The sequence below is a fragment of the Pigmentiphaga aceris genome, assembly GCF_008119665.1.
GTDB lineage: Bacteria > Pseudomonadota > Gammaproteobacteria > Burkholderiales > Burkholderiaceae_B > Pigmentiphaga > Pigmentiphaga aceris.
The window spans coordinates 3,520,077-3,546,228 of the sequence record NZ_CP043046.1; the positions used below are offsets into that span (position 1 = coordinate 3,520,077).

A 26,152-nucleotide genomic window follows, 5' to 3' on the forward strand; every position below is an offset into this window, starting at 1 on the left:
ATTACCTGTCAGACCAGGCGCGTCAGCAACCACTGCTTCAGCGCAAGTGCCCCAGCCGTCAACTCGACGTCGGCGCGATGGCACAGGTAGTAATCGCGCCCATCGTCCAGCGTTGCATCGAACAGCTTCACCAATGCGCCCTCGCGCAATTCACGCGTGATCAGCGGTTCTCGCATCAGCGAACATCCCAGCCCGGCCAAGGTGGCCGACAAGGTCAGTTGTCCATCTTCCAACAGCAAGCCCGGCAAGGCCGCTGACACATTGCGCACGCCTGCCCGCGCAAACCAGTCGCCCCAGGTGGCGCGGTCCTCGTCGTGCAGCAAGGTTTCTTGCAGCAGATCATTGGCCGATGTGATCGGCCCGCGTCGCGTCAGGTATTCCCTGCTGGCCACCGCGACCATCGCCCCGGACATCACGCGCGTGCTTCGATATCCCTGCCATTGGCCGTCGCCGAAACGCACAGACAAATCGGCCGCATCGCTTGGATAGCTGCGGTGATTCGCATAAAGCATGTTCACGTCCAGGTCTGCGGACTCGGACAGGAATTCGTGCAGATGCGGGATCAGCCACCCCATTGCAAACAGCGGAATGACACTGATCGTTACTTGGCGCGCCGCATGGCGATCACGCACTTGCGCCGTGGCCGCGCGCAGTACGGAAAACGCCGAGCGGATCGACCGATAGTATTCACGCCCTTCTGCAGTCAGCGCCAGATTGCGGCCGCTGCGCACAGTAAGCGGCGTGTGCACATGGGATTCCAGCAGGCTTAACTGGTGGCTGACGGCCGACGGCGTAATTGCCAATTCTCGCGCGGCAGCGGCAGCAGTTCCAAGCCGCGCGAATGCTTCGAAAGTGCGCACTGCACGCAAGGGTGGGTCTTGTACCAACTGTTCGATATTTTTCATCAATTGAATTTATCTATATTCCGAGCGCGAATTCGCAGGTTTATATTTTCATATAAACAAATACAAAACAAAGACTTATGAAACCATATAGAAATTAGAAATCGGTATTTGTTGAGCGCGCGGCGGCGAACCTAAGATTTATTCAAGATTTTCTCAACCTTCTTGAATCAGTAAGCAGCCGCCATCATGTCCGATTTATCCCGCCGTCAATTCTTGCTGGCATCTGCCAGCGGTGCTGCGCTGTCCAGCGCACCTGCCCTGTCTTATGCAGCCGACGCCAGCGCCACGCCCAAGCGTGGTGGCACACTGGTGGCGACCTGGGGCGGCCTGGAACCGCAAGCCCTCTTCGTGCCGGCGGGTGGTGGCAACAGCCCGTTTTTCACCTCCACCAAGTTTTACGAGCGCCTGCTCAAACTCGGTACGGATTTGAAATTCCACCCGGTGCTGGCAGAAAGCGTCGAGCCAGCAAAAGATTTCCTGAGCTATACGGTGAAACTGCGCAAAGGCGTGAAATGGCATGACGGCCAGCCATTCACGTCTGCAGACTTGGTATTCACGGTATTGCAGTACTGGAAACCGATTTCCGTCGGTGTGCCGCTGGCGGGCCTGAATGCAGCGGAAGCCACGGACGAACACACGGTGGTGCTGCGCTTTACCCAGACCATTTCGGAATTCGCGTTCAAGTCGATTCTGGCTGGCGTCGGCGGCTTGGTGATTCCCAAGCATATTTACGAAAAAGGCGACATCGCCACCAATGCGGCGAACAATTCGCCCGTGGGCACCGGCCCCTACAAATACAAGGAATGGGTGCGCGGCAGCCATGTGGAACTGGTGCGCAATGACGCCTATTGGGCACCGGGCCAGCCCTACCTGGACCGCCTGATCATCCGCTGGTGGCGTGACCCGGCGTCGCGTTCTGCCGCGTTCGAAGCAGGCGAGCTGCACCTGGCGGTATTCAACCCCTTCCCGCCGCCGGAAATCGAGCGCCTTGTGAAAACCGGCAAGTTCGTGGCGGAAACCGGCGGCTATCAGAACGCTACCTGGCAGACCTACCTGCACTTCAACACCAAGAACGAAGTCACCAGCAAGGTCGAGGTTCGCCGGGCATTGCTGCAAGCCATCAACCGCAAGTTCATTGCCGACACGGTTTACTTCAAGTACGCGGAACCCGGCATTGGTCCCGTGCGCCCGTCAAACGAACTGTTCTTCAACGCCGATATTCCCACCTACCCCTTCGACCCGGAAAAGGCCAAGAAGCTGCTGGATGAAGCGGGTTATCCGGTGAAGAACGGTTCCCGTTTCACGGTGAAGGTGCTGGCACCGGCCTGGTTCGAAGAGAACGTGAAGACCGGCAACTACATCAAGCAGGCGCTGACGGACATCGGCGTGAAGGTCGACCTGATCACCCCGGACCGTGCCACCTCGCTGAAGCTGCTGTTCACCGATTACGACTTCGACATCGGTCTGACCAACAATGGCACGCCGCTTGAACTGGTACCCGAAGTGACCATGCTCTACACCACCGACGGGATCATCAAGGGCGCGGCTTTCCGCAACAACAGCCGTTATTCCAACCCCAAGCTGGACGAGGTGGTGACACACCTGGCGCGCGAAGTGAACTACGAGAAGCGCAAAGCCCTGGCCCACGAGTTCGCCCGGATCGCCAACACCGACGTGCCCCTGTTGCCACTGGTGGTCAACCGTTCCACCACGGTTGCCAGCAAGAAGGTGCACAACCACTCCAACGCCGCCAACTACACCGGCGAGTCGTGGGGCGACCTCTGGATCGACAGCTGATTCGCACCCCGACCGGCCCCAAGACCCCAGTCGTGGGGCCGGTCATCCGTTTTCCTGTCGCCGCATGCCATGCCTGCGCGACAACTAGCCCGAACTCATGAAATCCCTTCTTTTCCGGCGCGTCCGGCAGGTGATACCGCTGATCCTGGCGGTGATCGTGCTGAATTTCGTCCTGATCCAGCTCGCGCCAGGCAGCTTCCTGGATGTGATGTCGTCTGACGCCCAGATCACCGACCCGGTGATGATCGAACGCATGCGCGCCACCTACGGCATGGACCAGCCGGTGTACGTGCAACTGCTGAAGTACATCGGCTCGGTCGCCACACTGGACCTGGGGTATTCGTATCGCCAGAACATGCCGGTGCTGGACGCGATCCTGTCTCGCCTGCCCGCTACCTTGTTGCTGATGTTCACCAGCATCGCGCTGGCTTTCGTGGCCGGCAGCGCAGCCGGCGTACTGGCTGCGGCACGCGTACGCACGGCCTGGGACAACACCGTGTCGACGATTGCCTTGCTGTTCTTCGCCGCGCCCGGCTTCTGGCTGGGCATCATGCTGACGATTCTGTTCAGCGTGCAGCTGGGCTGGCTGCCGGTGGGTGGCATGCGTACCGTGGGTGCCGCCACCGACGGGCTGGCGGGTGCCATCGATGTGGCTCGGCACCTGGCCCTGCCCGCCATCTCGTTGGGCTTGTTCTACGCCGCCACCTATACCCGCGTGATGCGTGCGTCGGTGCTTGAAGTCGCCCGCCTGGACTTCGTGCGCGCCGCGCGCGCTCGCGGGCTGCGGGGCACGCAAGTCTTGTGGCGTCATACCGTGCGCAATGCCTTGCTGCCCGTGGTGACGCTGCTGGGCCTGCAGCTCGGCACCGTCCTGGGTGGTGCGATATCCGTGGAAGCGGTGTTTGGCTGGCCGGGCATCGGCAGCTTGCTGCTGGACAGCGTGATGAGCCGCGACTACCCGGTGGTGCTTGGCATCATGGTGCTCAGTTCCGTGTTCACGCTGCTCATCAACACCGTGGTCGATCTGGCTTATCTCAAGCTCGATCCGCGCATCTTGGCTCGTTGAGGTTTTTCATGACTGATGTTTCTCATCGCGCTGCGCAGGTCAACGCCGCGTCCCGGCAGGACTTCCCCGCTACCCCAAGCGCATGGCAACGGTTTGCCAGAAATCGCGGTGCACTCGCCGGTGCCGTGTTGCTGGCGGCGCTGGCAGTCACCGCGGCCCTCGCGTCCTGGTGGTTCGGCTCGGACCCGCTGCGCATGGTCGGCAGCCCCGAACTCTGGCCAGCTGCCGATGCCGCCTTTCCGCTGGGTACCGATTCCATGGGTCGCGACATTGCCGCGATGATGGCGCACGGCGCGCGCACCACCTTGCTGATGGGCCTGGGTGCCAGTGCCGTTGCCACCATGCTGGGCTTGCTGATTGGCGCGGCGGCCGGCTACTACGGCGGCTGGGTCGACGACACGCTGATGCGGCTGCAAGAGCTGTTTCAGATCATGCCCAGCCTGATCTTCATCGTCACGCTGATCTCCATCCTGGGCCCGACCATCGGCAACATCACGCTGGCTATCGGCATCGTGTCCTGGCCGTCGATTGCACGGCTTACGCGCGCCGAATTCCTGTCGCTGCGCGAGCGTGAATTCGTCACTGCCGGCCGCGCGCTGGGCATGGGCGGGCTGCGGCTGATCTTCCGGGAAATCCTGCCCAATGCACTGCCGCCGGTGATCGTGCTGAGTTCACTCACGCTGGCCACCGCGTTGCTGTTCGAAGCCGTCATTGCCTTCCTGGGCCTGGGTGATCCGAACGTGGCCAGCTGGGGCCGGCTGATTGGTGAAGGCCGAACGCTAATCCGCACATCTTGGTACATCTGCGCGATTCCCGGCGTGGCGATCATGCTCGCCGTCCTTGCCTTGAACCTGGTGGGCGACGGTTTGAACGACGCCTTCAACCCTCAACTCGACAAACACGCCTGACGGCCCCGGCCGCACGTATCTCTGGAGTCATCATGCCCACTTGGCACAACCTTGGCGACCTGGTCGACCGCAGCCGCGATCTGTCGCGCGTTGCCATCGTCGATCTGCTGGACCCGCTCGCACCCAAGTCATACACCCACGCCGAGATCGACAATCTTGCCGGCGGCATCGCCAGCTTCCTGTTGCGACAAGGCCTGCAACGCGGCCAGCGCGTGGCAATCGCATCACTGAATCGCGCGGAATACGTCGCGGCCTACTTCGGCATCATGCGCGCCGGCCTGGTCGTCGTGCCGATCAACATCAAGGCCCCGCGCGCGGCCTTGCTGCACATTCTGAACGATGCCGACGTGCAGTTCGCCTTCGTCGACGCCGAGCGCGCGGCACTGATCCCGGCAGGCGTGCCAACGCTGAGTTTCGATGACACCAGTACAGACGGATTTGCAGCACGGGTGGTGCCCGGGCCATTTGAATCGGTTCGCCCCGCACCCGACGAAATTGCCCAGATGCTTTACACGTCCGGGTCTACCGGGCTGCCCAAGGGCGTGCCGCTGAATCACGAAGGCCAGTTGTATGCCCTGCGCATTGCAGCCCCTGCGCTGGTGCCGGAGGCAGACCGCTATCTGCTGGCACAGCCGCTGTACCACATGAACGGCCTGTTCTTCCTGAAAACGGTGTTTGCGACCAATGCCTTCGTGGTGCTGGTCCCATCGTTCAATGCACGCCAATACCTGGACTTGCTGAGCGAATACCGCGTCACCATCGGGCGGGCAGTGCCGACCATGTTCGCGCGTCTGATCAAGGAGCTGGAACAGACGCCCGACATTGATCTGAGTGCGCTCAGGCTGATCAATCTGGCATCTGCCCCATTGAGCCAGGCCTTGGTCGATCGCCTGCGTACACGCATCCCACATGCGCCGGTCGTGAACTGGTATGGCACGACCGAGGGCGGCCCGGGTGTGTTCGGGCCGCATCCCGACAAGCTGCCCACCCCAGACCTGTCGGTGGGATATCCACTGCCAAGCGGAGACGTGAAGCTGGTCGACGGACCCGACGAAAACAGCGGCGTGCTGGTGGTGCGCAACCCATCGGTGATGCGGGGTTATCACAATCTGCCCGCGCAAACCGCCAAGGTACTGCACGACGGTTGGTACACGGCCGGCGACGTCATGCGCCGCGATGCCAACGGTTTTTATTTCTTCATCGGCCGCGCCGACGACATGTTCGTGTGCTCGGGCGAGAACATCTATCCGGGCGAAGTCGAAAAGCTCCTGGAACGCCATCCGCAGGTGCGCGAAGCCTGCGTGCTGCCCTTGCCAGATGAGGAACGCGGGCAGGTGCCAGTGGCCTTCATCGTGCCGCAACCCGGTGCCGAACTGAGCTTTGACGAGATCAAACGTCACGCGCTTGAGCACGGCCCGGCCTACCAGCACCCGCGCCGCGTGGCCTTTTTGCCGCAGCTGCCCTGGGCAGGCACCAACAAGATCGACCGCGCCGCGCTGCTGGCCAGCGCGCGCGACAAAGAAACCTCGGCGGCCTGGAGCCGCTGAATCCCCCACTACAGGAGTTCCATCCCCATGAAAGCCCTCGTTCTGCGCGAGCACGGCGACGCCGAAAAACTGCGTGTCGAAACCGATTTCCCCGATCCGGTGATCGGTGCCAACGACGTGCTGGTGCGTGTCCACGCGTCGGCCCTGAACTACCACGACATCTTCACGCGCCGTGGCATGCCCGGCATCAAAATCCCGTTGCCCACCATCATCGGGCTGGATGTGGCCGGCGAGATCATCGAAGTCGGCAGCAACGTCGAAGGCTGGTCGGTGGGCGACCGCGTGCTGGTCGACCCCGTGGACATGGATACCGGTGCGCTGATCGGTGAGAACGTACACGGCGGCCTGGCTGAGCTGTGCCGCGTGCCGTCGCACCACCTGCTGCGCCTGTCCGACAAGGTGTCGTTCGATCAGGCGGCTGCCTTGCCGGTGGCTTACGGCACAGCACATCGCATGGTCAACACCATCGGCCAGATCAAGGCAGGCGAAAAGGTGCTGATCCTGGGCGCAAGCGGGGGCGTGGGCGTTGCCAGCCTGCAATTGGCCAAGCTGGCCGGTGCCTACGTGATTGCCGCTGCCGGCTCGGCCGAAAAGGGGGACAAGCTGCGTGAACTCGGTGCGGACGACGTCATTCTGTACAACGAGCTGGACTTTCTTGATGCGATCAAGGAACGCTACGGCAAACCCAGCCGCAATCGGGGCACGACCCGTGGCGGCGTTGACGTGGTGATCAACTTCACCGGTGGCGACACCTGGGTGAAGTCCCTGCGCACGCTGCGCCTGGGCGGCCGCTTGCTGACCTGCGGAGCCACCGCTGGCTACGCACCTCCGGAAGACATCCGTTATATCTGGACCTTCGAGCTGCAGATTCGTGGTTCCAACTGCTGGGACCGCGAAGACCTGCTGGCGCTCGTGAAACTGGTGGAAGACGGCAAGCTGGACCCACTGGTGGACGACGTCGTGCCGCTGGAACAAGCCAGCGCCGCATTGCAGCGCCTGGAAGACCGCAAGGTGTTGGGCAAACTGGTGATCGCCCCGCAAGCTGCGCAAAGAGAGGCAGCATGAGCGACGCGACCCTGCCCTTGACCAAAGCACAGCTTCAGACCCTGCTTGACGAAGCCCCCTTCAATCAACTGCTTGGCCTGAAGGTGGTCAAGGCTGACCCGGAACGAGAAGAACTTACCGTGGTCGCATCAGTGCGACCGGAATTCGAACGCCTGGCCGGTACCGGCCAATGGCATGGCGGACCACTGGCCGCGATCATCGACACCGTGGGTGACTTCGCGCTCACCATGCTGATTGGCCGCGTGCTGCCCACCATCAACTTCCGCGTCGACTATCTGCGCCCGGCCACCAGTGCCACGGTGAAGGCCGTGGCACGCGTGCGCCGCAACGGCCGCAGCGTCGGCCTGGTGGACGTGGACCTGTACAACGACGCCGACGTGCTGCTGGCGGTTGGCCGCGTCACTTACGCAACACAGAACGGGCGCTGATGAGATTGCCGTCGGTCTTTGTCTGGACGAATACGCGGGCGCAAATCCGCCCCCGCGCACGACACTTGCCGACGGCACACCTGCCCAGGAATCAAGCATGAGCACACTCATCGACATAAAGGGCCTGAATGTGGCCTTCCCCGGCCACCACGCCGTGCGCGGCCTGGACCTGCAACTGGCTGCTGGCGAAACCTTGGCGTTGGTAGGCGAATCCGGTTGCGGCAAGTCGACCACGGCGCTGGCTATCATGGGCTTGTTGCCAGGGTCGGCACGCGTCAGTGGCAGCATCGATGTCGACGGCAGGAACCTGCTGGCCTTGCCGGAACGCGAACTGTGCCAGGTGCGCGGCAAGCACATCTCGATGATCTTCCAGGAACCGATGACTGCTCTCGACCCGGTACATACCGTCGGGGCGCAGGTTGCGGAATCCCTGCGTCAGCATGATGGCCTGTCTGCCAAGGCGGCACGCGCGCGCGCCATCGAGTTGCTGGACTTGGTACGTCTGCCGGAACCGCAGCGTGCGATCGATGAATATCCCCATCGTTTTTCCGGTGGCCAGCGCCAGCGCATCATGATCGCAGCGGCCATTGCCTGTCATCCACGCCTGCTGGTGGCCGACGAGCCGACCACCGCCCTGGACGTCACCATCCAGGCGCAGATTCTGGAACTGCTGGACACGCTGCGACGAGAGCTGTCGATGGGCCTGCTGCTGATCACCCATGACCTGGGCGTGGTCGCACAATGGGCCGATCGCGTGGCGGTGATGTATGCCGGCAAGAAGCTTGAAGAAGCGCCCGCCGCGCGCTTCTTCGATGCCCCCACACATGCGTATTCGCGTGGCCTGCTGGGCGCCAGCCTGGACATCGGCAGCGGTCTGCACTACCGCCGTGATCGTCTGCCGGAAATTCGCGCGATCACCGATGCATCGAGCGGCCACACGCAATTCACCTTGCAAGGCGGGTCACGCGCGAATGCACCGACCTCGTTGTTGTCACCACCGACGGCCCCGCTGCTGTCGCTGATCGACGTACACACGCACTATCGCTCCAACACGCGGCAAGTGCACGCCGTGCAAGGCGTCAGCCTGTCGCTGGCCCGGGGCGAAACGCTGGGCCTCGTCGGCGAATCGGGCTGCGGCAAATCCACTCTGTCGCGCACCATCATGCGACTGGTCGATACCAGCAGCGGCAAGCTGGTGTTCGACGGCGAGGACATCACGCACGCGGGCACGCGCCAACTGCGTCCGTATCGCCGACGTGTCCAGATGATCTTCCAAGACCCCTATTCGTCTCTGAACCCTCGCCAGACCGTAGGCCAGATCCTGGATAACGCGCTGGTCATCCACGGCGTGGACAGCCGACGGGCACGCATGGAACGCGTGACGCGCATCATCGACGCAGTGGGTTTGCCGACAAGGTCGGTAGAACGCCATCCACACGCGTTTTCAGGCGGTCAACGGCAGCGCATTGCGATTGCACGCGCGCTGATCCTGCAGCCGGAACTGGTCATCTGCGACGAGCCGGTATCTGCGCTGGACGTCTCGATCCAAGCTCAGATCCTGAATCTGCTGGCAGACCTGAAAGCCGAGTTTTCCTTGAGCTACCTGTTCATCTCGCACGACTTGGCTGTGGTGCAATACATTGCCGATCGGGTGATGGTGATGCAAGCAGGCAAGATCGTCGAGACCGGTGACCACACCAGCATCTGGACCACCCCCACCCACCCTTACACACGCAGCCTGATCGATGCGATTCCGCACGGCAGCCGTGCACAACGAGAGAATGCGCGCGCCGCTTGAGCGCAGCGCATCCCACCGGAGACACCCCATGAACCCCAACCCTGACATCGGCATTCTGGCGCGCCGACGCATCGAAGCCGAAATCATCAAACCGATTTATGAAATTCTGGTGCGTGAACTTGGCAAGGAACGCGCAGGCGACATCATTGGCGAAGCGGTGTCAGGCGCTGCCGTGCAAGCCGGCAGACAGTTTGCCGAGCGTGAGCCGGGTGGTCGTGTCGACCTGAACACCTTCGCCGGCTTGCAGCATTTGTGGACCAAGGACGATGCGCTGCGCATCGAGGTTTATGCAAGCGACGCCCAGCAGTTCGACTATGACGTGACCCGTTGCCGTTATGCCGAGATGTACCAGGAAATGGGCCTGGGCGAGATCGGCCACCTGCTGTCCTGTAATCGGGACAGTGAGTTCATCAAGGGTTATGCCCCCAGCGTAGACCTGAGCCGCACCACCACCATCATGAGCGGGGCGGCGCGTTGCAACTTCCGGTATCGCGCGACGGACGTGTCGCAGCCGGAAAGCCCTGCACCGAAAGACGACACCCAGGAACGCTGAGTATTGGCTTGGCTGTGCTTGTACTGCCGACGATGCGCTGGCGCGACCATCGTCGGAACCGGTAAATCCCGGACACAAGAAACGAACGCTCGGTCACATGGTGTGCGGACTCGACGAGGGATAATCGCGGTCGTCATCAAACGCCGGGTCTGTCTTGCTGACTGTTAAGAACAGTGGCCTGGCAGATGGCCGTCGCCAACAATCAAAAGGCTTTTTTGATGTGGGATGTCGCCACCAGTTTCTACGCCCTGCTGCTGTTTCTGGCTTTGGCAGCATCGATCGGCATGAGCGCCCTGTTCATCTGGTTTGGCATTCGGTCGCCCACGCGACAAGGCACGCTGACCTGCGTGGTGCTGTCGGTGGCCTCGCTGATGCCCATCTTCTTTGTGGCATTGCTGGTGGTAGCGATCCGGTCGGATTGACCCTGACAAGGACACTGCATGCTGTTGATGAAGAGATTTCTGTTTGTGCCAGCCCTGATGGTCATCGCGCTGTCTGGCACCATGTCGGCCATGGCCGCCGCGCCAATACCCAGCGTCGCGCAGATCCTGGCTGTCTGCGAATCTCCGTCGGTCGAGGAAGCAACCAGCAAGGGCGACACCATCGGCTGGGCACGGATGAGCGACGCGCAGATTGAACCCTGGCGCAAGGACTTCCTTGCCTTCAACGGCGGCTCGGTGTCACCGGTGGGCTGGAAAAAGTCTGCAAAGCCCGATGACGATGTGTTGTCGTTCTGGATTGCCGCTGGCCGCGACAGCCACAAGGCATGCAGCTATCTGACGTCCAGCCCGGCAAGCCTGCTGGATCAACTGACCGCATTTCTTGGTGCGCCGCAGACGCTTGAAAAAAGTGCGCTTAGCACCACGGCTTTCTGGAAGCATGGAAATCGCGAGACCCAGTATTCGCAATCGGGGGCTGTTGGGTTGCTTAACGTCAGATATGCGCGCTGAACATGTACATCAATTCCGAGAGCCTTGGGCAGGTACTGATGTTCATGTTTGTCTTCGGCGCGGTGATAAGCATCGTCGTGCTGGCGCTTGGCATCTGGCTGGCCAAGAAGACATACCGCCACCTGCGTGCGCGTAATGTGCGTTTTGCAGGGCTGTTCGCCACGCTTGGGGTGATGGTGCTGTTTGCGGCTGTGGGGTACATCTTGGCCAGGACGCTTTGAGGCTGGCAAGCACAGAAAAAAACATACAGAAAAACAAAAGCCCGGGGCCAGCATTCACATGCCAGCCCCGGGCTTTTTCACGTCAAGCGTCGATCAGTTCGATGCCGCTTCGCGCTCGATGTTCTCAAGCCCGGTGTGACGAACGTCCTGGCCCTTGACCATGTAGACGACCAGTTCACACATGTTCTTCGCGTGATCGCCGATGCGTTCCAGCGCCTTGGCGATGAACAGCAGTTCGATGGAACGCGAAATGGTGCGCGGGTCTTCGATCATGTAGGTGACCAGTTGACGGATCACGCCTTGCCATTCGGCATCCACGCCCTTGTCCTGACGCACCACTTGCGCGGCGGCCTGGATGTCCAGACGGGCGAAGGCGTCAAGCGCCTGGCGCAGCATGGCGGTCACGCTGGCCGCCATGTGCCAGATTTCGACGGCAGGCATGTTGCGGCGGCCGGCTTCGTGAATGCGCTTGGCTTGCTGAGCGATCTTCTCGGCCTCGTCACCGGCACGCTCCATGTGGGTGACCATCTTCACCACGGTGATGAGCATGCGCAGGTCGCCTGCGGTCGGCTGGCGACGCGCAAGAATGTGGTTGCACGCCTGGTCGATCTCAAGCTCGTAGGTGTTGACTTCGTCGTCGCGTGCGACAACGCGTTCGAGCAGTTCCAGGTCGCCGTTGGCCAGGCCATCGACAGCAGCGGCGATCTGCGACTCGACCAGCCCGCCCATTTGAAGGAAACGCGAACGTACAGCTTCAAGCTCAGTGTCGAACTGACGGTTTGTGTGGTCGGTCATGCCGCCCTCCATGCAGGAAAACGCGAGAATACGACTCGCTTATGACAGGATTATGTCTGTCATGGACAGCGGACGAAACCCGTGTAGGGGTTTTCGCGCGCCGCCGACGTCAGATCAGCGTGAATCCAGGCGACGAATGCCATCCTGGGTGGCCAGCAGGGCCACATTGGCACCTTGCAAGGCGAACAATCCGCAGGTCACTACGCCAGGTACATCGTTCAGCAGGGTTTCCATTTCCTTGGCGCGCGGAATGGCCAGACCGTGGATGTCGATGATGGCATTGCCGTTATCAGTAACGAAACCTTCACGCAGCACGGGCTTGCCGCCCAGGCGCACGACCATGCGCGACACCGAGGCCAGGGCCATCGGGATCACTTCCAGCGGCAGCGGGAATTTGCCCAATTCAGTAACCAGCTTGGATTCGTCTGCGATGCAGATGAAACGGGCAGCGACCGAGGCGACGATTTTTTCACGCGTCAGCGCGCCGCCACCACCCTTGATCATTTGCAGCTTGCTGTCGATCTCATCGGCACCATCGACATAGATGGGCATGAAATCGACTTCGTTCAGATCGAACACCGGCAGGCCCAGGGCCGCCAGGCGGGCGGCGCTGCGCTCGGAACTGGCGACCGTGCCACGGATACGGCCCTTGAAAGCGGCCAGGCCGTCGATGAACAGGTCGGCGGTGGAACCGGTACCGACGCCGATCACGGTGTCGGGCGCGGCCACGTCTTCCACGAATTTAAGGGCCGCATCGGCGGCTTGCTGCTTGAGTTCCTGCTGCGTAAGCATGTCTTTGTGCGAAAAAAGGCGAAGAAGGCGGCATGCTAGCAGACCGCTGCGAAACGGCTTGCCAGCATGGGTTGGATTGGGTTTTAAGGTGTTGCGTGAATCAATACAAGGTCGTGCGGACGCGTTCGTCCAGGTCCTTGTCGTAGGTCACACCGTCGAAATGTTCGTCGCGGCGCGCGGCAATCGTGGCGACCAGCGTGCCGGTGGACGGCAGCGTGTTGCGCGCAACCTGACTGGCCGGGTTCCACAGATCGGCGCGCACCACTGCGCGGGAGCATTGGAAGTACGCGCGTTCCACCGTCACGATGATGGCTACCGATGGCGGTTTGCCGTTCATGCTCATGCTGTCCAGCAGGGCCGGGTCGGCGCTCAGGCGTGCGTGTCCGGCCACGCGCAGGGTTTCGCCCACGCCGGGAATCAGGAACAGCAGGGAGATCCGCGGATCGACCAGCAGATTGCGCAGGCTGTCGACCCGGTTGTTGCCTCGGCGCTCGGGCAGGATCAAGGTCTTTTCGTCCACGATGCGCACAAAGCCTTTTGGATCGCCACGGGGCGAGCAGTCCATGCCTTTGTCACCAAGGGTGGCCATCGCAAAGAACGGCGAGGCGTCGATCAATGCACGGTAGTTCTCGTCGATGTAGTCCAGCTCCTTGTACAGGGATGCCGGAGGTGGCGACCCGAAGCGGGCCAACAAGGTGTCTAGACTGGTGATGTCGAAGCTTGGATCGCCGTGCATGGAAGAACGCTCCTTGAAGGCCGTGGGGCCGGTATCAGATTCGGGGGCTGGGACTGCGCTCGAAGGATTGCAACACGGACCCATGCAGACCATGTGGCGGCCGGAGCGACGGGCAGGCGCGCGGGTTCGGTCACGGGTCGACGTGCGACTGGGCTCACGGGTCATTACCCTGCGCATTTCGTTGCCTGCCTGGTGATTGCTCGGTTGCTTGCGCGGTTATCCGTTCAGTGCTGGCTTGTCATTGCTGGCTTGTTATTACCGGCTTCTCAGTGCCAGCTTATTTGCCCGAGCGGCCAATCGTGGCCAGATCTTCATCTTCACCAAGCGACTCGGCATCATTTGGCGACTCGCCGTCCACATCACCAATGTTCTTCGGTTCCGCGCCCAACAACGCTACCGCCTCGGCCTCGGGCAAGGCCTCTACACCACGAAGATGACGTTGCATCGCGCGGGCGCGCACTTCCGTCTTGCCGATCTTGCTGCTGGCCGCATCCAGGCTGCGCTTCACGCTGGTCAGCACGTCACCGAACTTCAGGAATTCGGTCTTGATCGCGCCCAACACCTTCCACACCTCAGACGACCGTTGTTCGATTGCCAGGGTACGGAAGCCCATCTGCAGACTGTTCAACAACGCCGCCAAGGTGCTGGGGCCAGCCACGTTGATACGCAGCGCCTGAAGCTTATCCATCAACGCCGGGCGGCGCAGCACTTCGGCGTACAAGCCCTCGGTCGGCAGGAACATCAGTGCGAAGTCGGTGGTGTGCGGCGGCTGCACGTACTTGCTTTGAATACGCCTGCCCTCCACTTCCACGCCACGCTCGAAGGCCATGCCGGCCACGCGCACGCCTTCGACATCGGCGCGTTCCTGTGCATCGCACAGGCGTTCGTATTCTTCCTTGGGGAATTTTGCGTCGATCGGCAGCCAGACCGGCACACCGTCCAGCTCGCGGCCAGGCAGCTTGATCGCAAATTCCACGATCTCGGCACTGCCCGGAATCGGCTTCACATTGCGGCCGTACTGGTCGGGCGTCATGGTCTGCTCGATCAGCATGCCAAGCTGCACTTCGCCCCAGGTGCCACGCGAACGTACATTGGTCAGCACACGCTTCAGGTCGCCCACCCCAGTGGCCAGGCTTTGCATCTCGCCCAGGCCCTTGTGGACGGCGTCCAGGCGTTCCGACACCAGCTGGAAGGACTCACCCAGCCGGCGTTCCAGTGTGGCGTGCAGCTTCTCGTCCACCGTCTGGCGCATGGCTTCCAGCTTGGACGCGTTGTCGCTTTGCAGGTCTTTCAGACGTGATTCGACCGTGTCGCGCACGGCAGCAATCCGCTGCTCGCTGGATTCATTCAGCTTGCTCAAGGTCTCAGTCAGGCGGTCGCCAAAGCCAGTCAGCGCCTTGGCCGAGGTATCGCGATCATCCTTGGATTCAGTGGTAAGCGCGCCGCGCAGCGCGTCGAAGCGGTCTTGCAACTGCGTGGTCAGGGTACCCAGGCTTTGCGTGAAGCTTTCCAGCTGCTGATTGACGGCCTGCGCATGTTCGGCCTGTCGCTTGTTGCTGGATTCACCCACAGCACGCACGTTCTCGGACAGGCGATCGGCAAACAGGCCCAAGGCAGCACCCGAGGCTTCGCGGTCGGTCTTGGATTCCGCCGTGAGTGAACTGCGCAGCAGCTCGAAGCGATCCTGCAACTGGGTGCTCAGGGTGTTCAGGTTTTGCGCAAAGCCATCCAACTGCTGGTTCAGCACCTTGGCCTGATCGGCCTGCCGGTTGCTCGACACCATCTGCCCTTGTGCCAGGGCCTGCAACAGGTCGGCACGCAGACCACGGGTAGCGTCGGCGGTTTCTTGCCGCAATTCGCGCTGGCCCGACGCAAAATCTTCGCGCAGGCTGCGTTCCAGACGTTCCTGCTGTTCCACCAGACGTTGCTGGTTTTCGTTCAGCGCTTCCTGGCCCTGCAACAGCGCATCCCACCGTGCAGCGCTGCCCTTGCCCGCCCGGAACCAGGCAAGCCAGGCACCGACGGTTGCCAACACGCCCGTGACCGCAGCCACCAACAACAGCAATTCGGTCATACCTACTTCCGATTGACCCAGCATCGACGCACTCCTGGCTCTTGGCCGATGAAGTTTCGCCCTCAGTCCGCGCGATTGCGCATCCAGTCGGCAGTATTGAAGAAGGAAGCAAGCAGACGATCGGCCAGGTTGGCCTCGACCCCTACGTCTTGCATGGCGCGCCCCATGCACGTCACCCACTGATCGCGCTCGACGCTGCCAATGGAAAACGGCAAGTGCCGGGCGCGCAACCTAGGGTGGCCGAACTGGCTGACGTAGTGATCCGGCCCACCCATCCAGCCGCACAGGAACCAGAACAGGCGGTCGCGGGCGTTATCCAGCGACGGCCCGTGCGCCGCGCGCAGTTCGAGCAAGTCGGGTTCGAGGTCCATCAGGTCGTAGAAACGATCGACCAGCGCGCGTACTTGCGGCTCGCCGCCAATCAGCTCGAACACGCTGCGGGTGTGGTCGGTCGGTTCCAAGGGTTGTTGAATCAAAGCCATGAGTTCGATGGATCAGGCGCAATAACGCGCCTGTAGCAGTTCCAGAATGCCGACATTCTAAGCCTCGCGCAGGGTTGCCAACGGCGATTGGCGCAAGACACCACGCAATCCCATCCAACCACCCACCAGCGCGCAGATCATGCCCAGCGCCAGGCCCGCCACCCACACCCACAGGTTCAGAGACAAGGTGAAGTTGAAGGCAAAGCGCGCCAGCAGCCAGGCCGTGGCTGTGGCGCCGAACGACGCAAGAATCCCCGCCAACGCCCCGATGGCAGACAACTCCAGCCACTGCGCCATCGACAACTGGCGACGCGTGGCCCCCAATGCGCGCAACAAGCCCGCTTCGTGCACCCGCTCGTCGCGCGTGGATGCCAAGGCGGCGTACAAGACCAGCACCCCGGCCGCCAGCGTGAAGATAAACAGGAACTGCACAGCGGCGGTGACCTGGTTCAGCACCGATTCCACCTGGCGCAAGATCGCACCCGTATCGAAGATGGTCAGGTTGGGGAAGTCGCGCACCAGCTCGTTGGTCAGGGCAATGCGGTTATCCGGCAGGTGGAAGGCGGTAATCCAGCTTTGCGGCATGTCAGCCAGCGCAGCGGGTGATGTGATCGCAAAGAAGTTGACCCGCATCGAGTCCCAGTCCAGCTTGCGCAGGCTGGTTACCGTTACGTCCACCACATTGCCGCCCACGTCGAACTGCAACTTGTCGCCCAGCTTCAGGCCCAGCGTTTCTGCAATGCCGCTTTCAAACGAGACTTCACGCGAGTCCGGCGCGAACCACTTGCCGGCCACAACCTGGTTGTATTCGGGCAGATCGGTCATGTAGGACAGGTTGAACTCGCGGTCGACCAGACGCTTGGCACGCTCGTCGCTGTAGGCATCGACCTGCACCGGTTTGCCGTTGATCTGCGTCAGTCGCCCGCGCACCATCGGTGCCAGGCCACCGTCGCTGACGCCCGCAGCTTGCAGGCGCTTGCGCACTTCAGGCAGTTGATCGGGCTGGATGTTGATCACAAAACGGTTCGGCGCATCGACCGACACCATGTTGCGCCAGCCATCGACCAGGTCGGTACGGGTGATAGACAGCAGCAGAATGGCCATCAAACCGATCGACAAGGCGCAGACCTGGGTGATGGTGGCGCTGCGACGACGAATCACACCAGCCAGCGCAAAGCGCAAGACCACCGGGCCGCGCGACCAGCGACGCAGCGGTTCCAGCAGCTTCACGCCGCCGAAGGCCACGCCAGCAAATACCGCGAAGCCGACCAGGAAGCCGCCGACGGTCAGCAGACCCAGGCGAATATCCCGCGCAAACCACATCAGCAGCAGCGCAAAACCCAGTGCGCCAATGGCGTAACCAATGGCAGTACGTGCCTGGGGCGTGCCCACGTCACGTCGCAACACTCGGATCGGCGGCACCCGGCGCAGTTGCGCCAGCGGCGGCAAGGCAAAGCCCAGCAGCAGCCACACCCCGGACAGGAAGCCCTGAATGGCGGGCGTGGCGGTGGCACGCGGCAACTCGGTCGTGATCAGGTTGCCCAGCGCAAGCAGCAAGGCTTCGTGGCCGACAAAGCCCAGCACGCTGCCCACCGCAGCCGCGCCCAGGGCAAGGTAGAAGAATTCGATGGCAAACAGCCACGACAGGCTGCCTTGGGTGCTGCCCAGGCAACGCATGATCGCCACGCTGTCCAGGTGGCGCAGGGTGAAGCGGCGTGCCGACAAGGCCACTGCCACGGCGGCAATCAATGCAGCCAGCAAAGCCACCAGTGACAGGAAACGGTCGGCGCGGTCGATCGTCTGGCGCATTTCCGGCCGCCCGGATTCCAGCGACTCAATACGCTGACCACGTGTCAGGCGCGGCGTCAGCCAGTTGGAGAAGTCGGATACCGCCTCTGCCGGCCCGGCAAGCAGCAGGCGATAACCAATGCGACTACCCGCCGTCACCAGGCCGGTGGACGCCAAGTCGTCCGCCCGGATCATCACGCGCGGTGCGACGTTGATGAAGTTCATGCCGCGATCAGGCTCGATCACGATCAGCTTGTCGATGGTGAAACTGCGGTCGCCCAGGCGGATGGAATCTCCCATGCCGACTTCGAGCAAGCCCAGCAACTGCGCATCGACCCAGACCTTGCCCGACGCGGGCACATCCTTGGCGATCTCGTCAGGCGCACCGCTGCCGGTGGCCACCCGCAAGTTGCCTCGCAACGGATAACCCGGTTCCACCGCCTTCATGGCGCTCAGCTGCGCGCGCTGATCGTCCCCCTGCCCCGTCGTCGCCATTGACGGGAACTGCAAGACTTCCGCCACCTGCAAGCCGCGTTTACCTGCTTCGTCGCGCCATTCCTTGGGCGTGGGTGCATCGGACTGCACCACCAGATCGGCACCCAGCAACTGACCGGCATCGCGTTCCAGCGCGTTGCGAATCCGATCAGAGAGGAAACCGACACTGGTGACCGATGCGACCGCAATAATCAGCGCGGCCGACAACAGGCGCAGTTCGCCCGCACGCCAATCGCGCAGCGTCATGCGCCACGCCTGGACCAAGGCCAATTGCCAGGTAAAACCGCTAGGCTTGCTTCGACTCATTCAGTGGCTACTCAGTGATCGTGGTTGGTGGCGGGGAAACCCGCCTCGTTAAGTCGGGCGATGACGTCGGCAATGTGCTCGTGGCCGCGCGTCTGCAACACCACGTCGACTTCGACGTTCTGCACTGCCAGCGTGGTGAACGCACGCTGGTGATGCACTTCGGTAATGTTTGCCTGTGCGTTGGCGATCAAGGTGGTGACCTGGCTGAGCGCGCCCGGCAGGTCACGCAGCTCGATACGGATGCGCGCCAGACGACCCGCACGGACCATGCCGCGTTCGATGATGCCAGACAGCATCAGGGGATCGATATTGCCGCCACACAGCACCAGGCCAATGCGCTTGCCCTCGAACCGTGTGTTGCCTTCGGCACGCGCATGCAACAAAGCCGCCAGGCCCGCAGCGCCCGCGCCTTCGACCACGGTCTTCTCGATTTCCAGCAGCATGACGATGGCGTGCTCGATGTCACGTTCGCTGACCAGCACCATGTCATCGACCCGCGCCGCCACGATCGCCTGCGTCAATACGCCTGGTGAACGCACAGCGATGCCGTCGGCGATGGTGCTGCGGCCGCTTTGATGCGACCCGCCGTAACGCGTTTCGTACATGGCCGGGAAACGTTCGGCCTGCACGCCGATCACTTCAATCCCCGGCTTGAGCGCCTTGGCAGCCGTGGCAATGCCGGAAATCATGCCGCCGCCCCCGATCGCGATCACCAGGGTGTCGAGATCGGGCTGATCGGCCAGCAGTTCCAGGCCGATGGTGCCCTGCCCTGCAATAACCGCTTCGTCGTCGTAGGGGTGGACGACCATCAAGCCGCGTTCCTCGGCAAGCGCCAGGCCGTGTGCCTTTGCGTCGTCGAACGTCTCGCCTTCCAGCACCACATCGGCACCAAAGCGGCGGGTGTTGGCCACTTTCACAGTGGGCGTGAAGCGCGGCATGACGATCACGGCCGGAATGCCCAAACGCTGCGCGTGGTAGGCCACGCCCTGAGCATGGTTGCCTGCAGACACAGCCAGCACACCGCGACGGCGCTGGTCATCATCGAGCAGCGAGAGGCGATTGAGTGCACCGCGCTCTTTGAACGAGGCGGTGAACTGCAGGTTCTCGAACTTCAACCAGATCTCTGCGCCCAGCATCTCGGACAAGGTGCGCGAATGCAGGAACGGGGTGTGTGCGACATGACCGGCAAGGCGGGCTTGCGCGGCGCGGATATCGTCGATGCTTATCAATCTGGGCTCCGGGCGGCGTGATCAACAAAAACTATGGCGGCGATTAGGCCGAGGACTATCTCTTTTGATTTTTTAATTCATTGTACGGACCGCCAAGCCACCTCTAAGCTTGAGTTTCCCGATCCGCTCTACAGAAGGCGACCCATGACCATTCTTACCACTGCTACTGGCGCTCCCGTCGCCGACAACCAGAACTCCCGCACGGCCGGCGCCCGTGGACCGGTCTTGTTGGAAGACTTCCATTTGCTTGAGAAGTTGCAGCATTTCAACCGCGAACGCATTCCTGAACGCGTGGTGCATGCAAAAGGCTCGGGTGCCTATGGCGTGCTTGAAGTCACCCACGACATCACCCAATACACCTGTGCGTCGCCGTTTGCGCAAATCGGCAAGAAAACCGAGATGTTTGCGCGCTTCTCCACCGTCGGTGGCGAAAAGGGTTCCGCTGATACCGATCGCGACCCGCGCGGCTTCGCACTGAAGTTCTACACGGAACAAGGCAACTGGGACTTGGTCGGCAACAATACGCCCGTTTTCTTCCTGCGCGACGGGATCAAGTTCCCCGACTTCATCCACACGCAAAAGCGTGACCCGAAGACCAACCTGAAAAGCCCGACGATGATGTTCGACTTCTGGTCGCAATCGCCGGAATCGCTGCATCAGGTCACCACCCTCTTCTCGGATCGCGGCCTGCCCGATGGCTATCGCCACATGCACGGCTTCGGCAGCCACACTTACAGCCTGATCAACGCCTCGGGCGAGCGCGTGTGGGTGAAGTGGCACTTCCTGACCTTGCAAGGCATTCGCAACCTGGCCCCGGCAGACGCTGCGCGCATCGCAGGCACCGACCCGGATTATGCCCAGCGCGACCTGTTCAACGCGATTGAAAACGGTGATTTCCCCCGCTGGCGCGTCTGCATTCAGGTCATGACCGAGGCGCAAGCCACGCAGACACCGTTCAACCCCTTCGATCTGACCAAGGTCTGGCCGCATGGCGACTTCCCGCTGATCGATGTGGGCACCATGACCTTGAATCGCAACCCGCAAAACTATTTCGCGGAAGTCGAACAAGCCGCGTTTTCGCCCTCGGCCATTATTCCGGGCCTGGGTTTCAGCCCCGACAAGATGCTGCAGGCACGCCTGTTCGCCTATCACGACGCGCACCTGTACCGCGTGGGCACCAACTACCAGGCACTGCCGGTGAACCGTGCACATGTGCCGGTGAATACCTATCAGCGTGATGGCTCGATGCGCTTCGATGGCAACTTCGGCGGCGAGCCGAACTACGAGCCGAATCGCTATGCGCAAGCCCCCAAGCAAGATCCACGCTTTGCCGAGACGCCGCTGGCCGTGGACGGATACGCTGACCGCTTCGATCACCGTGCCGGCAACGACGACTACACCCAGGCAGGCGACCTGTTCCGCCTGATGAGCGACGATCAGCAGACGCTGTTGATCAACAACCTGGTGGGTGCAATGGGATCGGTGCCGCAAGACATTCAGCTGCGCCAGATCGAACACTTCCGCCGCGCCGACCCGCGTTATGGGGATCGGATTGCGGAAGGTCTGGGCTTGAAGACGTCGGTTGCGGCGTAACAGGATGGGCGCTGGAAGGTGCGAGTCGCATGACTGCTGACGGCTTGAACTTGATGGCCTGATCTTGCTAGCGTAGCTTGCCGGCCTACCTTGCTGGCCTACGCAAACAGGGCGCATCCAATGGGTGCGCCCTGTTTTTTTCTGCGCTTGATGGGATCATGACAAGCCCAGTGCTTTTATCCACTACTCAGAATATTATTTCCATAATAGTGGACACCCATCCCTTCGTTTCCTTCCTGCTTTCCACCTCTACATAACCGCCGAATGACCCCACCTGAAGCCACTGGCTCGCTGCGTCTGATCGACTGCACCGAAGCCGACCACGCTGCCGCCATCCTCGACATTCTGAACGACGCCATCGTCAACTCGACGGCCTTGTACGACTACGTGCCGCGCCCGCCCGAGGCGATGAAAACCTGGTTCGCCACCAAGCGGGCAAACGGCTTTCCGGTCATTGGTGTGGTTGACGAAGCAGGTGTGCTGCTGGGCTTTGCAAGCTGGGGCACGTTCCGGGCATTTCCGGCCTACAAGTACACGGTGGAACACAGCGTCTATGTGCACCACCAGCACCGCGGGCAAGGCCTGGCCAAGCATTTGATGCAGGCACTCATTCAACGCGCCCAGGAAGCCCAGGTGCATGTGCTGGTCGGCTGCATTGATGCCAGCAACGTCGGCAGCATCACGCTGCACGAGCGCCTGGGGTTCGTGCACACCGGCACGATCAAGGAAGTGGGCTTCAAGTTCGGCAAGTGGCTGGACGCGGCGTTCTATCAACTGACACTCGCAACACCCACCGCGCCGGTTGACGGCTGACGGCAACTCTCGCAGATGCGGAGCTGGTGCAGGGGCTGGCATGACGATCTGACGTGCCAGCGTTCAAGCGCGTGTCCTCAAGCGCGTGTCCTTAAACGCATACCCTCAAGCGCGTTCCTGCAAAAAACGTCGCCGCATCTGCCAGCGCGCACACGGGCCGGTCACCTCACCGGCAGGAATTGCAGGAACAGCAAGCTGTGGGCGTAGTTGATGCCAGCCCGCTGATAGCGTTCGTTCAGCATGTCCACCAATAGGTCGAGCCGACCCACCATCTTGCCGAATTCGCGCTCGAAGCTCACGTTGTAGCCCTGCTCCGATATCTCGTTCGAGATCAGCCAGGGCTTGCCCTCCCGGTCGTGGCGGCGGGTCAGCATCCACACAGCAATCTCGATGTTGCGGGCGGCGTTCGACACGTGGGTCGCGTTCATGCTGTCCAGCAGGAAGAACTCGGTCTTGCCGCCATGCGCGGTGATCAGCATGTTGGCCAGGCCGTATATCACCGCCGCCACGCGGTCGCCCGTATAAGACTCGTCCAGTGCCAATGCCAGAATCTGAATGTCGCGCCGGTTGCCAAGCTCTGGCAGCGGTTGGCTGTTCTGGATGGCGGTGCGTACCCGTTCGATGGCGGCTTCGTGGCTGGTGGCACCGCTTTTTCGCCACTCGCGCGGATTGCGCCGATAGAACTTGTCCAGCAGCACATACAGGCTGTCCAAGTTGGCCTGCATGGCCAATGTCGCCAGGCGGTTGGTGTCGCTCTGCGCCACCTGGTCTGGGGTAAAGGGCCGGTCGCGTGGAGTTGGCGTCGACATGGCGGGCAGCCCCGCGCAGCCGCCGATCGTCACACAGACTGCGGCGAGCGACATCAGCGCAAGCGCCCTGCGAGGCAGACCGCCCAAGCCGCTGGGGCTGTCTTTGGCCCCCGTACCACCCTTACAGCAAAGCAAAAAACCAGATCTCATGTATTCGTCCGCGTGATGCGCCCCGGTTGCCCGGGTCGCGGGTTCAGCGTGTGGACACGCGGTTGCGTCCCTGCTCCTTGGCCAAGTACAGCGCCTCATCGGCCAGCTGCAAAGCCACTTCCAGTGATTCGCCCCCCGAGCAGGTGCTGACACCCACGCTGACCGTGGCCGTGCCTGCCACCGGGTGCACCGATGCGCTGACGATGTGTCTCACGCGTTCCGCCAGGCTGCGGGCAGCCTCGAAGCCGGTACCGCTGGCGACCACCAGAAACTCCTCACCACCCCAGCGGTAAATCGTGTCACCGGGACGCAACTGGCTTTTGATCAGTTGGGCAATCGACGCCAGCACTTCGTCGCCAATCCGGTGACCGAACCGATCGTTGACGAGCTTGAAATGGTCGATGTCGAACAGCAGCAAGGCAACCGGGCGCATCAATTGGTTGCCACGTTCCTGCAGCACACGCTCCATGCCGCGACGGTTGGCGGTACCTGTCAGATCGTCGGTATAAGCGGCGTTTTCCATCAACCTGGCATGCTCGGACACCTTGCTGATCTGGGTGCGCAGCGCCACCATCATCGACATACACAGCAACACCAACAGGTGCGACGCATATCCATTGACCAGCAGCGCCCCCACATGCAGATCCCAGCCTGGGTCCCGCCCGAACAACAGCACGCCCAGTGGCGTGACCGAAGACAGCAGGAACACGGCCGCGCAACCGATGATGGCCTGCCACTTGGGGAAAAACGCAAAGCCCGCGATGTACAGAATCGGCATCCACTGCAAGGTGTTGGCGACTGCGTAGATGCTGTTGGCGTCGGGCCGGAGGATGAAGTACTGCAGGCCGATCACGATGTAGATCGCCAAGCCACCGAAGGCCAGGTATTCAGCAGCGCGATGCAGCTTCGGACGGTTTCGGATCAGCAGCATGCACACGCTGGTGACCAGCAGGGTCAGAATGACCGGATAGGCATAGACGTCGTAGGGCGACAAAATGCCGTTCGACTGCTCGAACACCCACAAGGTAGCAAAACACTGGGGATCAGCCCCATGATGACGACACGGCGTCGCCTTGACACTTCCATAACCGTAGTCCGTCCGATGCGCAGCGCGAGCGATGTTCGCTCGCGGCGATATTCATGGAAAGCACCCGTCCTGCGTGCGCCATAAAAGACGCCGAGAAACCGAGCCAAGACCTTATACCACCACGCAATCGCGTAAAGGCTGCGCCAAATGCAGTTGCGGCCGACACACTCGACAAGGATTGTGTCGAGATGTGCCGGCCGCATCACTTGCGCCTGCGGTGGGTGGACCGCCGCTTATTACACGCGGTTTATTCCACGAGCTTTATTCCACGAAGGCTTCTTCCCGCTTGCGCAAGATTGCCGGCGACAGCATTGCCAACAGCAGCACGAAGACCACAGCCAGAATGACAGCGCTGATGGGCGAGCGCACGAACACGGTGAAATCGCCGTCCGACAAGAGCATGGCGCGACGGAAGTTCTCTTCCAGCTGAGGACCCAGCACCAGACCGAGCAGCAGCGGAGCCGCTTCCACGCCGACCTTGATGAAGAAGTAACCCACCACCGCAAAGCCCAGCATCATCCACACGTTGAACATGTTGTTGGCGATGCCGTAGGTGCCGATGCAGCAGAACAGCACGATCGACGGGAACATCAGACGGTACGGGATCTTCAGCATGCGCACCCAGATACCGATCAGCGGCAGGTTGATCACCAGCAGCATCAGGTTACCCACCCACATGCTGGCAATCACGCCCCAGACCAGCACGGGTTGCTCGGTCATGATCTGCGGACCGGGCTGAATGCCGTGCATCATCAGCGCACCGACCATCAGTGCCATCAGTGCATTGGCCGGAATGCCAAGCGTCAGCAGCGGGATGAAGCTGGTCTGGGCACCGGCATTGTTCGCCGCTTCCGGACCTGCAACACCTTCAATCGCACCCTTGCCGAAACGCGAGGGGTCTTTCGCCAGCTTCTTTTCCAGCGCGTAGGCCGTGAACGGCGGCAGTGCGGCACCGCCACCCGGCAGCACGCCCAGCATTGAACCGATGGACGTACCGCGCACCATCGCGGGGAAGGCTTCGCGCAGTTGTTTCCAGCTCGGCATCAGGTCACGGATACGCGAGGCCACCACCACCGGACGCCCTTGCGGACGTCCCAGGCTGGCAATGATTTCACCCAGACCGAACAAGCCCATGGCGATCGGCACGAAGTCCAGACCGTCACCCAGTTCAGGCAGACCGAAGGTCATCCGCGAAATACCGGAAGACACGTCGATACCCACCGAGCCCAGCAGCAGACCGAGCACCACCATGGCCAACGCGCGGACGACCGATCCATGCGCCAGCACCACCGCGGCAATCAAGCCCAGCACCAATAGACTGAAGTACTCGACCGCTGTGAATTTCAGCGCCAGCGTCGCCAGCGGTGCGGCCATCATGGCGATGACCAGCGTCGCGACCGTACCGGCGAAGAACGAAGAGATCGCCGCGATTGCCAGCGCCAGGCCAGCCTGGCCCTTCTGCGCCATCTGGTGACCGTCAAGGCAGGTCACCACCGACGAGGTTTCCCCCGGCACGTTGACCAGAATCGCAGTCGTCGACCCACCGTACTGCGCGCCGTAGAAGATGCCAGCCAGCATGATGAACGCGCTGGACGGTTCCATGCCGAAGGTGAACGGCAGCAACAGCGCTACCGTCGGAATCGGGCCAATACCGGGCAATACGCCGATCGCCGTTCCAACCAGAACGCCGAACAGGCAATACAGCAAATTGTTCCACTGGAGGGCGGTACTCAGCCCCAGCAGCAAGTTATCAAAGAGTTCCATG

The 26,152-nt window shown here is 61.8% G+C and carries 24 protein-coding genes; 13 read left to right on the forward strand and 11 right to left on the reverse strand.

Annotated elements, in window-relative coordinates; all coding sequences use genetic code 11:
- Nucleotides 1-8: 8 nt before the first annotated feature.
- Entirely contained in the window at nt 9-905 is an 897-nt protein-coding gene (locus FXN63_RS15260) for a LysR substrate-binding domain-containing protein (protein ID WP_148816091.1), read from the reverse strand.
- A gap of 186 nt (nt 906-1,091) precedes the next feature.
- Here FXN63_RS15260 and FXN63_RS15265 point away from each other — a divergent pair, with 186 nt between their 5' ends.
- The 11 genes from FXN63_RS15265 (at nt 1,092) to FXN63_RS15315 (ending at nt 11,238) form a co-directional block, all read left to right on the forward strand.
- Nucleotides 1,092-2,702: an ABC transporter substrate-binding protein gene (locus FXN63_RS15265; RefSeq protein ID WP_187394908.1), complete on the forward strand. Its 1,611-nt coding sequence runs from the start codon at nt 1,092-1,094 to the stop codon at nt 2,700-2,702.
- Between the two features lie 97 nt (nt 2,703-2,799).
- Nucleotides 2,800-3,768 (forward strand): ABC transporter permease, encoded by a 969-nt coding sequence (locus FXN63_RS15270; RefSeq protein WP_148816093.1) that lies wholly within the window; start codon nt 2,800-2,802, stop codon nt 3,766-3,768.
- Nucleotides 3,769-3,776: 8 nt separating this feature from the next.
- Complete coding sequence (locus FXN63_RS15275; protein WP_148816094.1) at nt 3,777-4,676, forward strand: ABC transporter permease; 900 nt, start codon at nt 3,777-3,779, stop codon at nt 4,674-4,676.
- Nucleotides 4,677-4,708: 32 nt separating this feature from the next.
- Nucleotides 4,709-6,223 carry a class I adenylate-forming enzyme family protein gene (locus FXN63_RS15280; RefSeq protein WP_148816095.1) on the forward strand — a complete coding sequence of 505 codons (1,515 nt, stop codon included), beginning with the start codon at nt 4,709-4,711 and terminating at the stop codon, nt 6,221-6,223.
- A 27-nt stretch (nt 6,224-6,250) separates the two neighbouring features.
- A complete protein-coding gene (locus FXN63_RS15285; RefSeq protein WP_148816096.1) occupies nt 6,251-7,288 on the forward strand; it encodes a zinc-binding dehydrogenase in 1,038 nt (345 codons plus the stop codon).
- Entirely contained in the window at nt 7,285-7,716 is a 432-nt protein-coding gene (locus FXN63_RS15290) for a PaaI family thioesterase (protein ID WP_148816097.1), read from the forward strand. The genes FXN63_RS15285 and FXN63_RS15290 overlap by 4 nt, the downstream gene beginning before the upstream one ends.
- Before the next feature lie 97 nt (nt 7,717-7,813).
- Nucleotides 7,814-9,514: an ABC transporter ATP-binding protein gene (locus FXN63_RS15295; RefSeq protein WP_148816098.1), complete on the forward strand. Its 1,701-nt coding sequence runs from the start codon at nt 7,814-7,816 to the stop codon at nt 9,512-9,514.
- A 28-nt stretch (nt 9,515-9,542) separates the two neighbouring features.
- The gene (locus tag FXN63_RS15300; RefSeq protein WP_148816099.1) at nt 9,543-10,067 is read left to right on the forward strand and encodes an L-2-amino-thiazoline-4-carboxylic acid hydrolase; all 525 of its coding nucleotides are present in this window, start codon (nt 9,543-9,545) and stop codon (nt 10,065-10,067) included.
- 218 nt (nt 10,068-10,285) lie between these two features.
- Entirely contained in the window at nt 10,286-10,489 is a 204-nt protein-coding gene (locus FXN63_RS15305; RefSeq protein WP_148816100.1) for a hypothetical protein, read from the forward strand.
- A gap of 18 nt (nt 10,490-10,507) precedes the next feature.
- Nucleotides 10,508-11,017 (forward strand): hypothetical protein, encoded by a 510-nt coding sequence (locus tag FXN63_RS15310; protein ID WP_148816101.1) that lies wholly within the window; start codon nt 10,508-10,510, stop codon nt 11,015-11,017.
- Between the two features lie 2 nt (nt 11,018-11,019).
- Nucleotides 11,020-11,238, forward strand: a complete 219-nt coding sequence (locus FXN63_RS15315; protein WP_148816102.1) for a hypothetical protein — start codon at nt 11,020-11,022, stop codon at nt 11,236-11,238.
- Between the two features lie 93 nt (nt 11,239-11,331).
- Here FXN63_RS15315 and phoU read toward each other — a convergent pair whose 3' ends face one another.
- The 7 genes from phoU to FXN63_RS15350 all read right to left on the reverse strand — a co-directional run bounded on the left by phoU (nt 11,332) and on the right by FXN63_RS15350 (nt 19,935).
- On the reverse strand, nt 11,332-12,033 hold the full coding sequence (gene phoU, locus FXN63_RS15320) for a phosphate signaling complex protein PhoU (protein ID WP_148816103.1): 702 nt from the start codon (nt 12,031-12,033) through the stop codon (nt 11,332-11,334).
- Between the two features lie 114 nt (nt 12,034-12,147).
- Nucleotides 12,148-12,825, reverse strand: a complete 678-nt coding sequence (gene rpiA, locus FXN63_RS15325) for a ribose-5-phosphate isomerase RpiA (protein WP_148816104.1) — start codon at nt 12,823-12,825, stop codon at nt 12,148-12,150.
- 100 nt (nt 12,826-12,925) lie between these two features.
- Nucleotides 12,926-13,561 carry a pyridoxamine 5'-phosphate oxidase family protein gene (locus FXN63_RS15330; protein ID WP_148816105.1) on the reverse strand — a complete coding sequence of 212 codons (636 nt, stop codon included), beginning with the start codon at nt 13,559-13,561 and terminating at the stop codon, nt 12,926-12,928.
- 277 nt (nt 13,562-13,838) lie between these two features.
- Nucleotides 13,839-15,344 (reverse strand): DNA recombination protein RmuC, encoded by a 1,506-nt coding sequence (locus tag FXN63_RS15335; RefSeq protein ID WP_148819387.1) that lies wholly within the window; start codon nt 15,342-15,344, stop codon nt 13,839-13,841.
- Between the two features lie 353 nt (nt 15,345-15,697).
- Nucleotides 15,698-16,117: a group II truncated hemoglobin gene (locus FXN63_RS15340; protein WP_148816106.1), complete on the reverse strand. Its 420-nt coding sequence runs from the start codon at nt 16,115-16,117 to the stop codon at nt 15,698-15,700.
- Nucleotides 16,118-16,174: 57 nt separating this feature from the next.
- Nucleotides 16,175-18,646, reverse strand: coding sequence for an ABC transporter permease (locus FXN63_RS15345; protein ID WP_187394909.1), 2,472 nt, complete (start codon nt 18,644-18,646; stop codon nt 16,175-16,177).
- 71 nt (nt 18,647-18,717) lie between these two features.
- Nucleotides 18,718-19,935 carry a threonine ammonia-lyase gene (locus FXN63_RS15350; RefSeq protein ID WP_148816108.1) on the reverse strand — a complete coding sequence of 406 codons (1,218 nt, stop codon included), beginning with the start codon at nt 19,933-19,935 and terminating at the stop codon, nt 18,718-18,720.
- A 144-nt stretch (nt 19,936-20,079) separates the two neighbouring features.
- Here FXN63_RS15350 and FXN63_RS15355 point away from each other — a divergent pair, with 144 nt between their 5' ends.
- On the forward strand, nt 20,080-21,528 hold the full coding sequence (locus FXN63_RS15355; RefSeq protein WP_148816109.1) for a catalase: 1,449 nt from the start codon (nt 20,080-20,082) through the stop codon (nt 21,526-21,528).
- A 264-nt stretch (nt 21,529-21,792) separates the two neighbouring features.
- Nucleotides 21,793-22,341, forward strand: a complete 549-nt coding sequence (locus tag FXN63_RS15360; protein ID WP_148816110.1) for a GNAT family N-acetyltransferase — start codon at nt 21,793-21,795, stop codon at nt 22,339-22,341.
- 161 nt (nt 22,342-22,502) lie between these two features.
- Here the strand turns inward: FXN63_RS15360 and FXN63_RS15365 are convergent, their stop codons facing one another.
- From FXN63_RS15365 to FXN63_RS15375, 3 genes are all read right to left on the reverse strand, one after another.
- Entirely contained in the window at nt 22,503-23,204 is a 702-nt protein-coding gene (locus FXN63_RS15365) for a hypothetical protein (RefSeq protein ID WP_148816111.1), read from the reverse strand.
- Nucleotides 23,205-23,343: 139 nt separating this feature from the next.
- Nucleotides 23,344-24,318 carry a GGDEF domain-containing protein gene (locus FXN63_RS15370; RefSeq protein WP_148816112.1) on the reverse strand — a complete coding sequence of 325 codons (975 nt, stop codon included), beginning with the start codon at nt 24,316-24,318 and terminating at the stop codon, nt 23,344-23,346.
- Between the two features lie 330 nt (nt 24,319-24,648).
- The gene (locus tag FXN63_RS15375; protein WP_148816113.1) at nt 24,649-26,151 is read right to left on the reverse strand and encodes a tripartite tricarboxylate transporter permease; all 1,503 of its coding nucleotides are present in this window, start codon (nt 26,149-26,151) and stop codon (nt 24,649-24,651) included.
- Nucleotide 26,152: the final 1 nt, after the last annotated feature.

Excerpts from the sequence above, each read along its gene's own strand:
- FXN63_RS15260 (WP_148816091.1), bottom strand. The coding sequence starts at position 905 with ATGAAAAATATCGAACAGTTGGTACAAGACCCACCCTTGCGTGCAGTG.
- FXN63_RS15265 (WP_187394908.1), top strand. The coding sequence starts at position 1,092 with ATGTCCGATTTATCCCGCCGTCAATTCTTGCTGGCATCTGCCAGCGGT.
- FXN63_RS15270 (WP_148816093.1), top strand. The coding sequence starts at position 2,800 with ATGAAATCCCTTCTTTTCCGGCGCGTCCGGCAGGTGATACCGCTGATC.
- FXN63_RS15275 (WP_148816094.1), top strand. The coding sequence starts at position 3,777 with ATGACTGATGTTTCTCATCGCGCTGCGCAGGTCAACGCCGCGTCCCGG.
- FXN63_RS15280 (WP_148816095.1), top strand. The coding sequence starts at position 4,709 with ATGCCCACTTGGCACAACCTTGGCGACCTGGTCGACCGCAGCCGCGAT.
- FXN63_RS15285 (WP_148816096.1), top strand. The coding sequence starts at position 6,251 with ATGAAAGCCCTCGTTCTGCGCGAGCACGGCGACGCCGAAAAACTGCGT.
- FXN63_RS15290 (WP_148816097.1), top strand. The coding sequence starts at position 7,285 with ATGAGCGACGCGACCCTGCCCTTGACCAAAGCACAGCTTCAGACCCTG.
- FXN63_RS15295 (WP_148816098.1), top strand. The coding sequence starts at position 7,814 with ATGAGCACACTCATCGACATAAAGGGCCTGAATGTGGCCTTCCCCGGC.
- FXN63_RS15300 (WP_148816099.1), top strand. The coding sequence starts at position 9,543 with ATGAACCCCAACCCTGACATCGGCATTCTGGCGCGCCGACGCATCGAA.
- FXN63_RS15305 (WP_148816100.1), top strand. The coding sequence starts at position 10,286 with ATGTGGGATGTCGCCACCAGTTTCTACGCCCTGCTGCTGTTTCTGGCT.
- FXN63_RS15310 (WP_148816101.1), top strand. The coding sequence starts at position 10,508 with ATGCTGTTGATGAAGAGATTTCTGTTTGTGCCAGCCCTGATGGTCATC.
- FXN63_RS15315 (WP_148816102.1), top strand. The coding sequence starts at position 11,020 with ATGTACATCAATTCCGAGAGCCTTGGGCAGGTACTGATGTTCATGTTT.
- phoU (WP_148816103.1), bottom strand. The coding sequence starts at position 12,033 with ATGACCGACCACACAAACCGTCAGTTCGACACTGAGCTTGAAGCTGTA.
- rpiA (WP_148816104.1), bottom strand. The coding sequence starts at position 12,825 with ATGCTTACGCAGCAGGAACTCAAGCAGCAAGCCGCCGATGCGGCCCTT.
- FXN63_RS15330 (WP_148816105.1), bottom strand. The coding sequence starts at position 13,561 with ATGCACGGCGATCCAAGCTTCGACATCACCAGTCTAGACACCTTGTTG.
- FXN63_RS15335 (WP_148819387.1), bottom strand. The coding sequence starts at position 15,344 with ATGGTGTCGAGCAACCGGCAGGCCGATCAGGCCAAGGTGCTGAACCAG.
- FXN63_RS15340 (WP_148816106.1), bottom strand. The coding sequence starts at position 16,117 with ATGGCTTTGATTCAACAACCCTTGGAACCGACCGACCACACCCGCAGC.
- FXN63_RS15345 (WP_187394909.1), bottom strand. The coding sequence starts at position 18,646 with ATGACGCTGCGCGATTGGCGTGCGGGCGAACTGCGCCTGTTGTCGGCC.
- FXN63_RS15355 (WP_148816109.1), top strand. The coding sequence starts at position 20,080 with ATGACCATTCTTACCACTGCTACTGGCGCTCCCGTCGCCGACAACCAG.
- FXN63_RS15360 (WP_148816110.1), top strand. The coding sequence starts at position 21,793 with ATGACCCCACCTGAAGCCACTGGCTCGCTGCGTCTGATCGACTGCACC.
- FXN63_RS15365 (WP_148816111.1), bottom strand. The coding sequence starts at position 23,204 with ATGTCGCTCGCCGCAGTCTGTGTGACGATCGGCGGCTGCGCGGGGCTG.
- FXN63_RS15375 (WP_148816113.1), bottom strand. The coding sequence starts at position 26,151 with ATGGAACTCTTTGATAACTTGCTGCTGGGGCTGAGTACCGCCCTCCAG.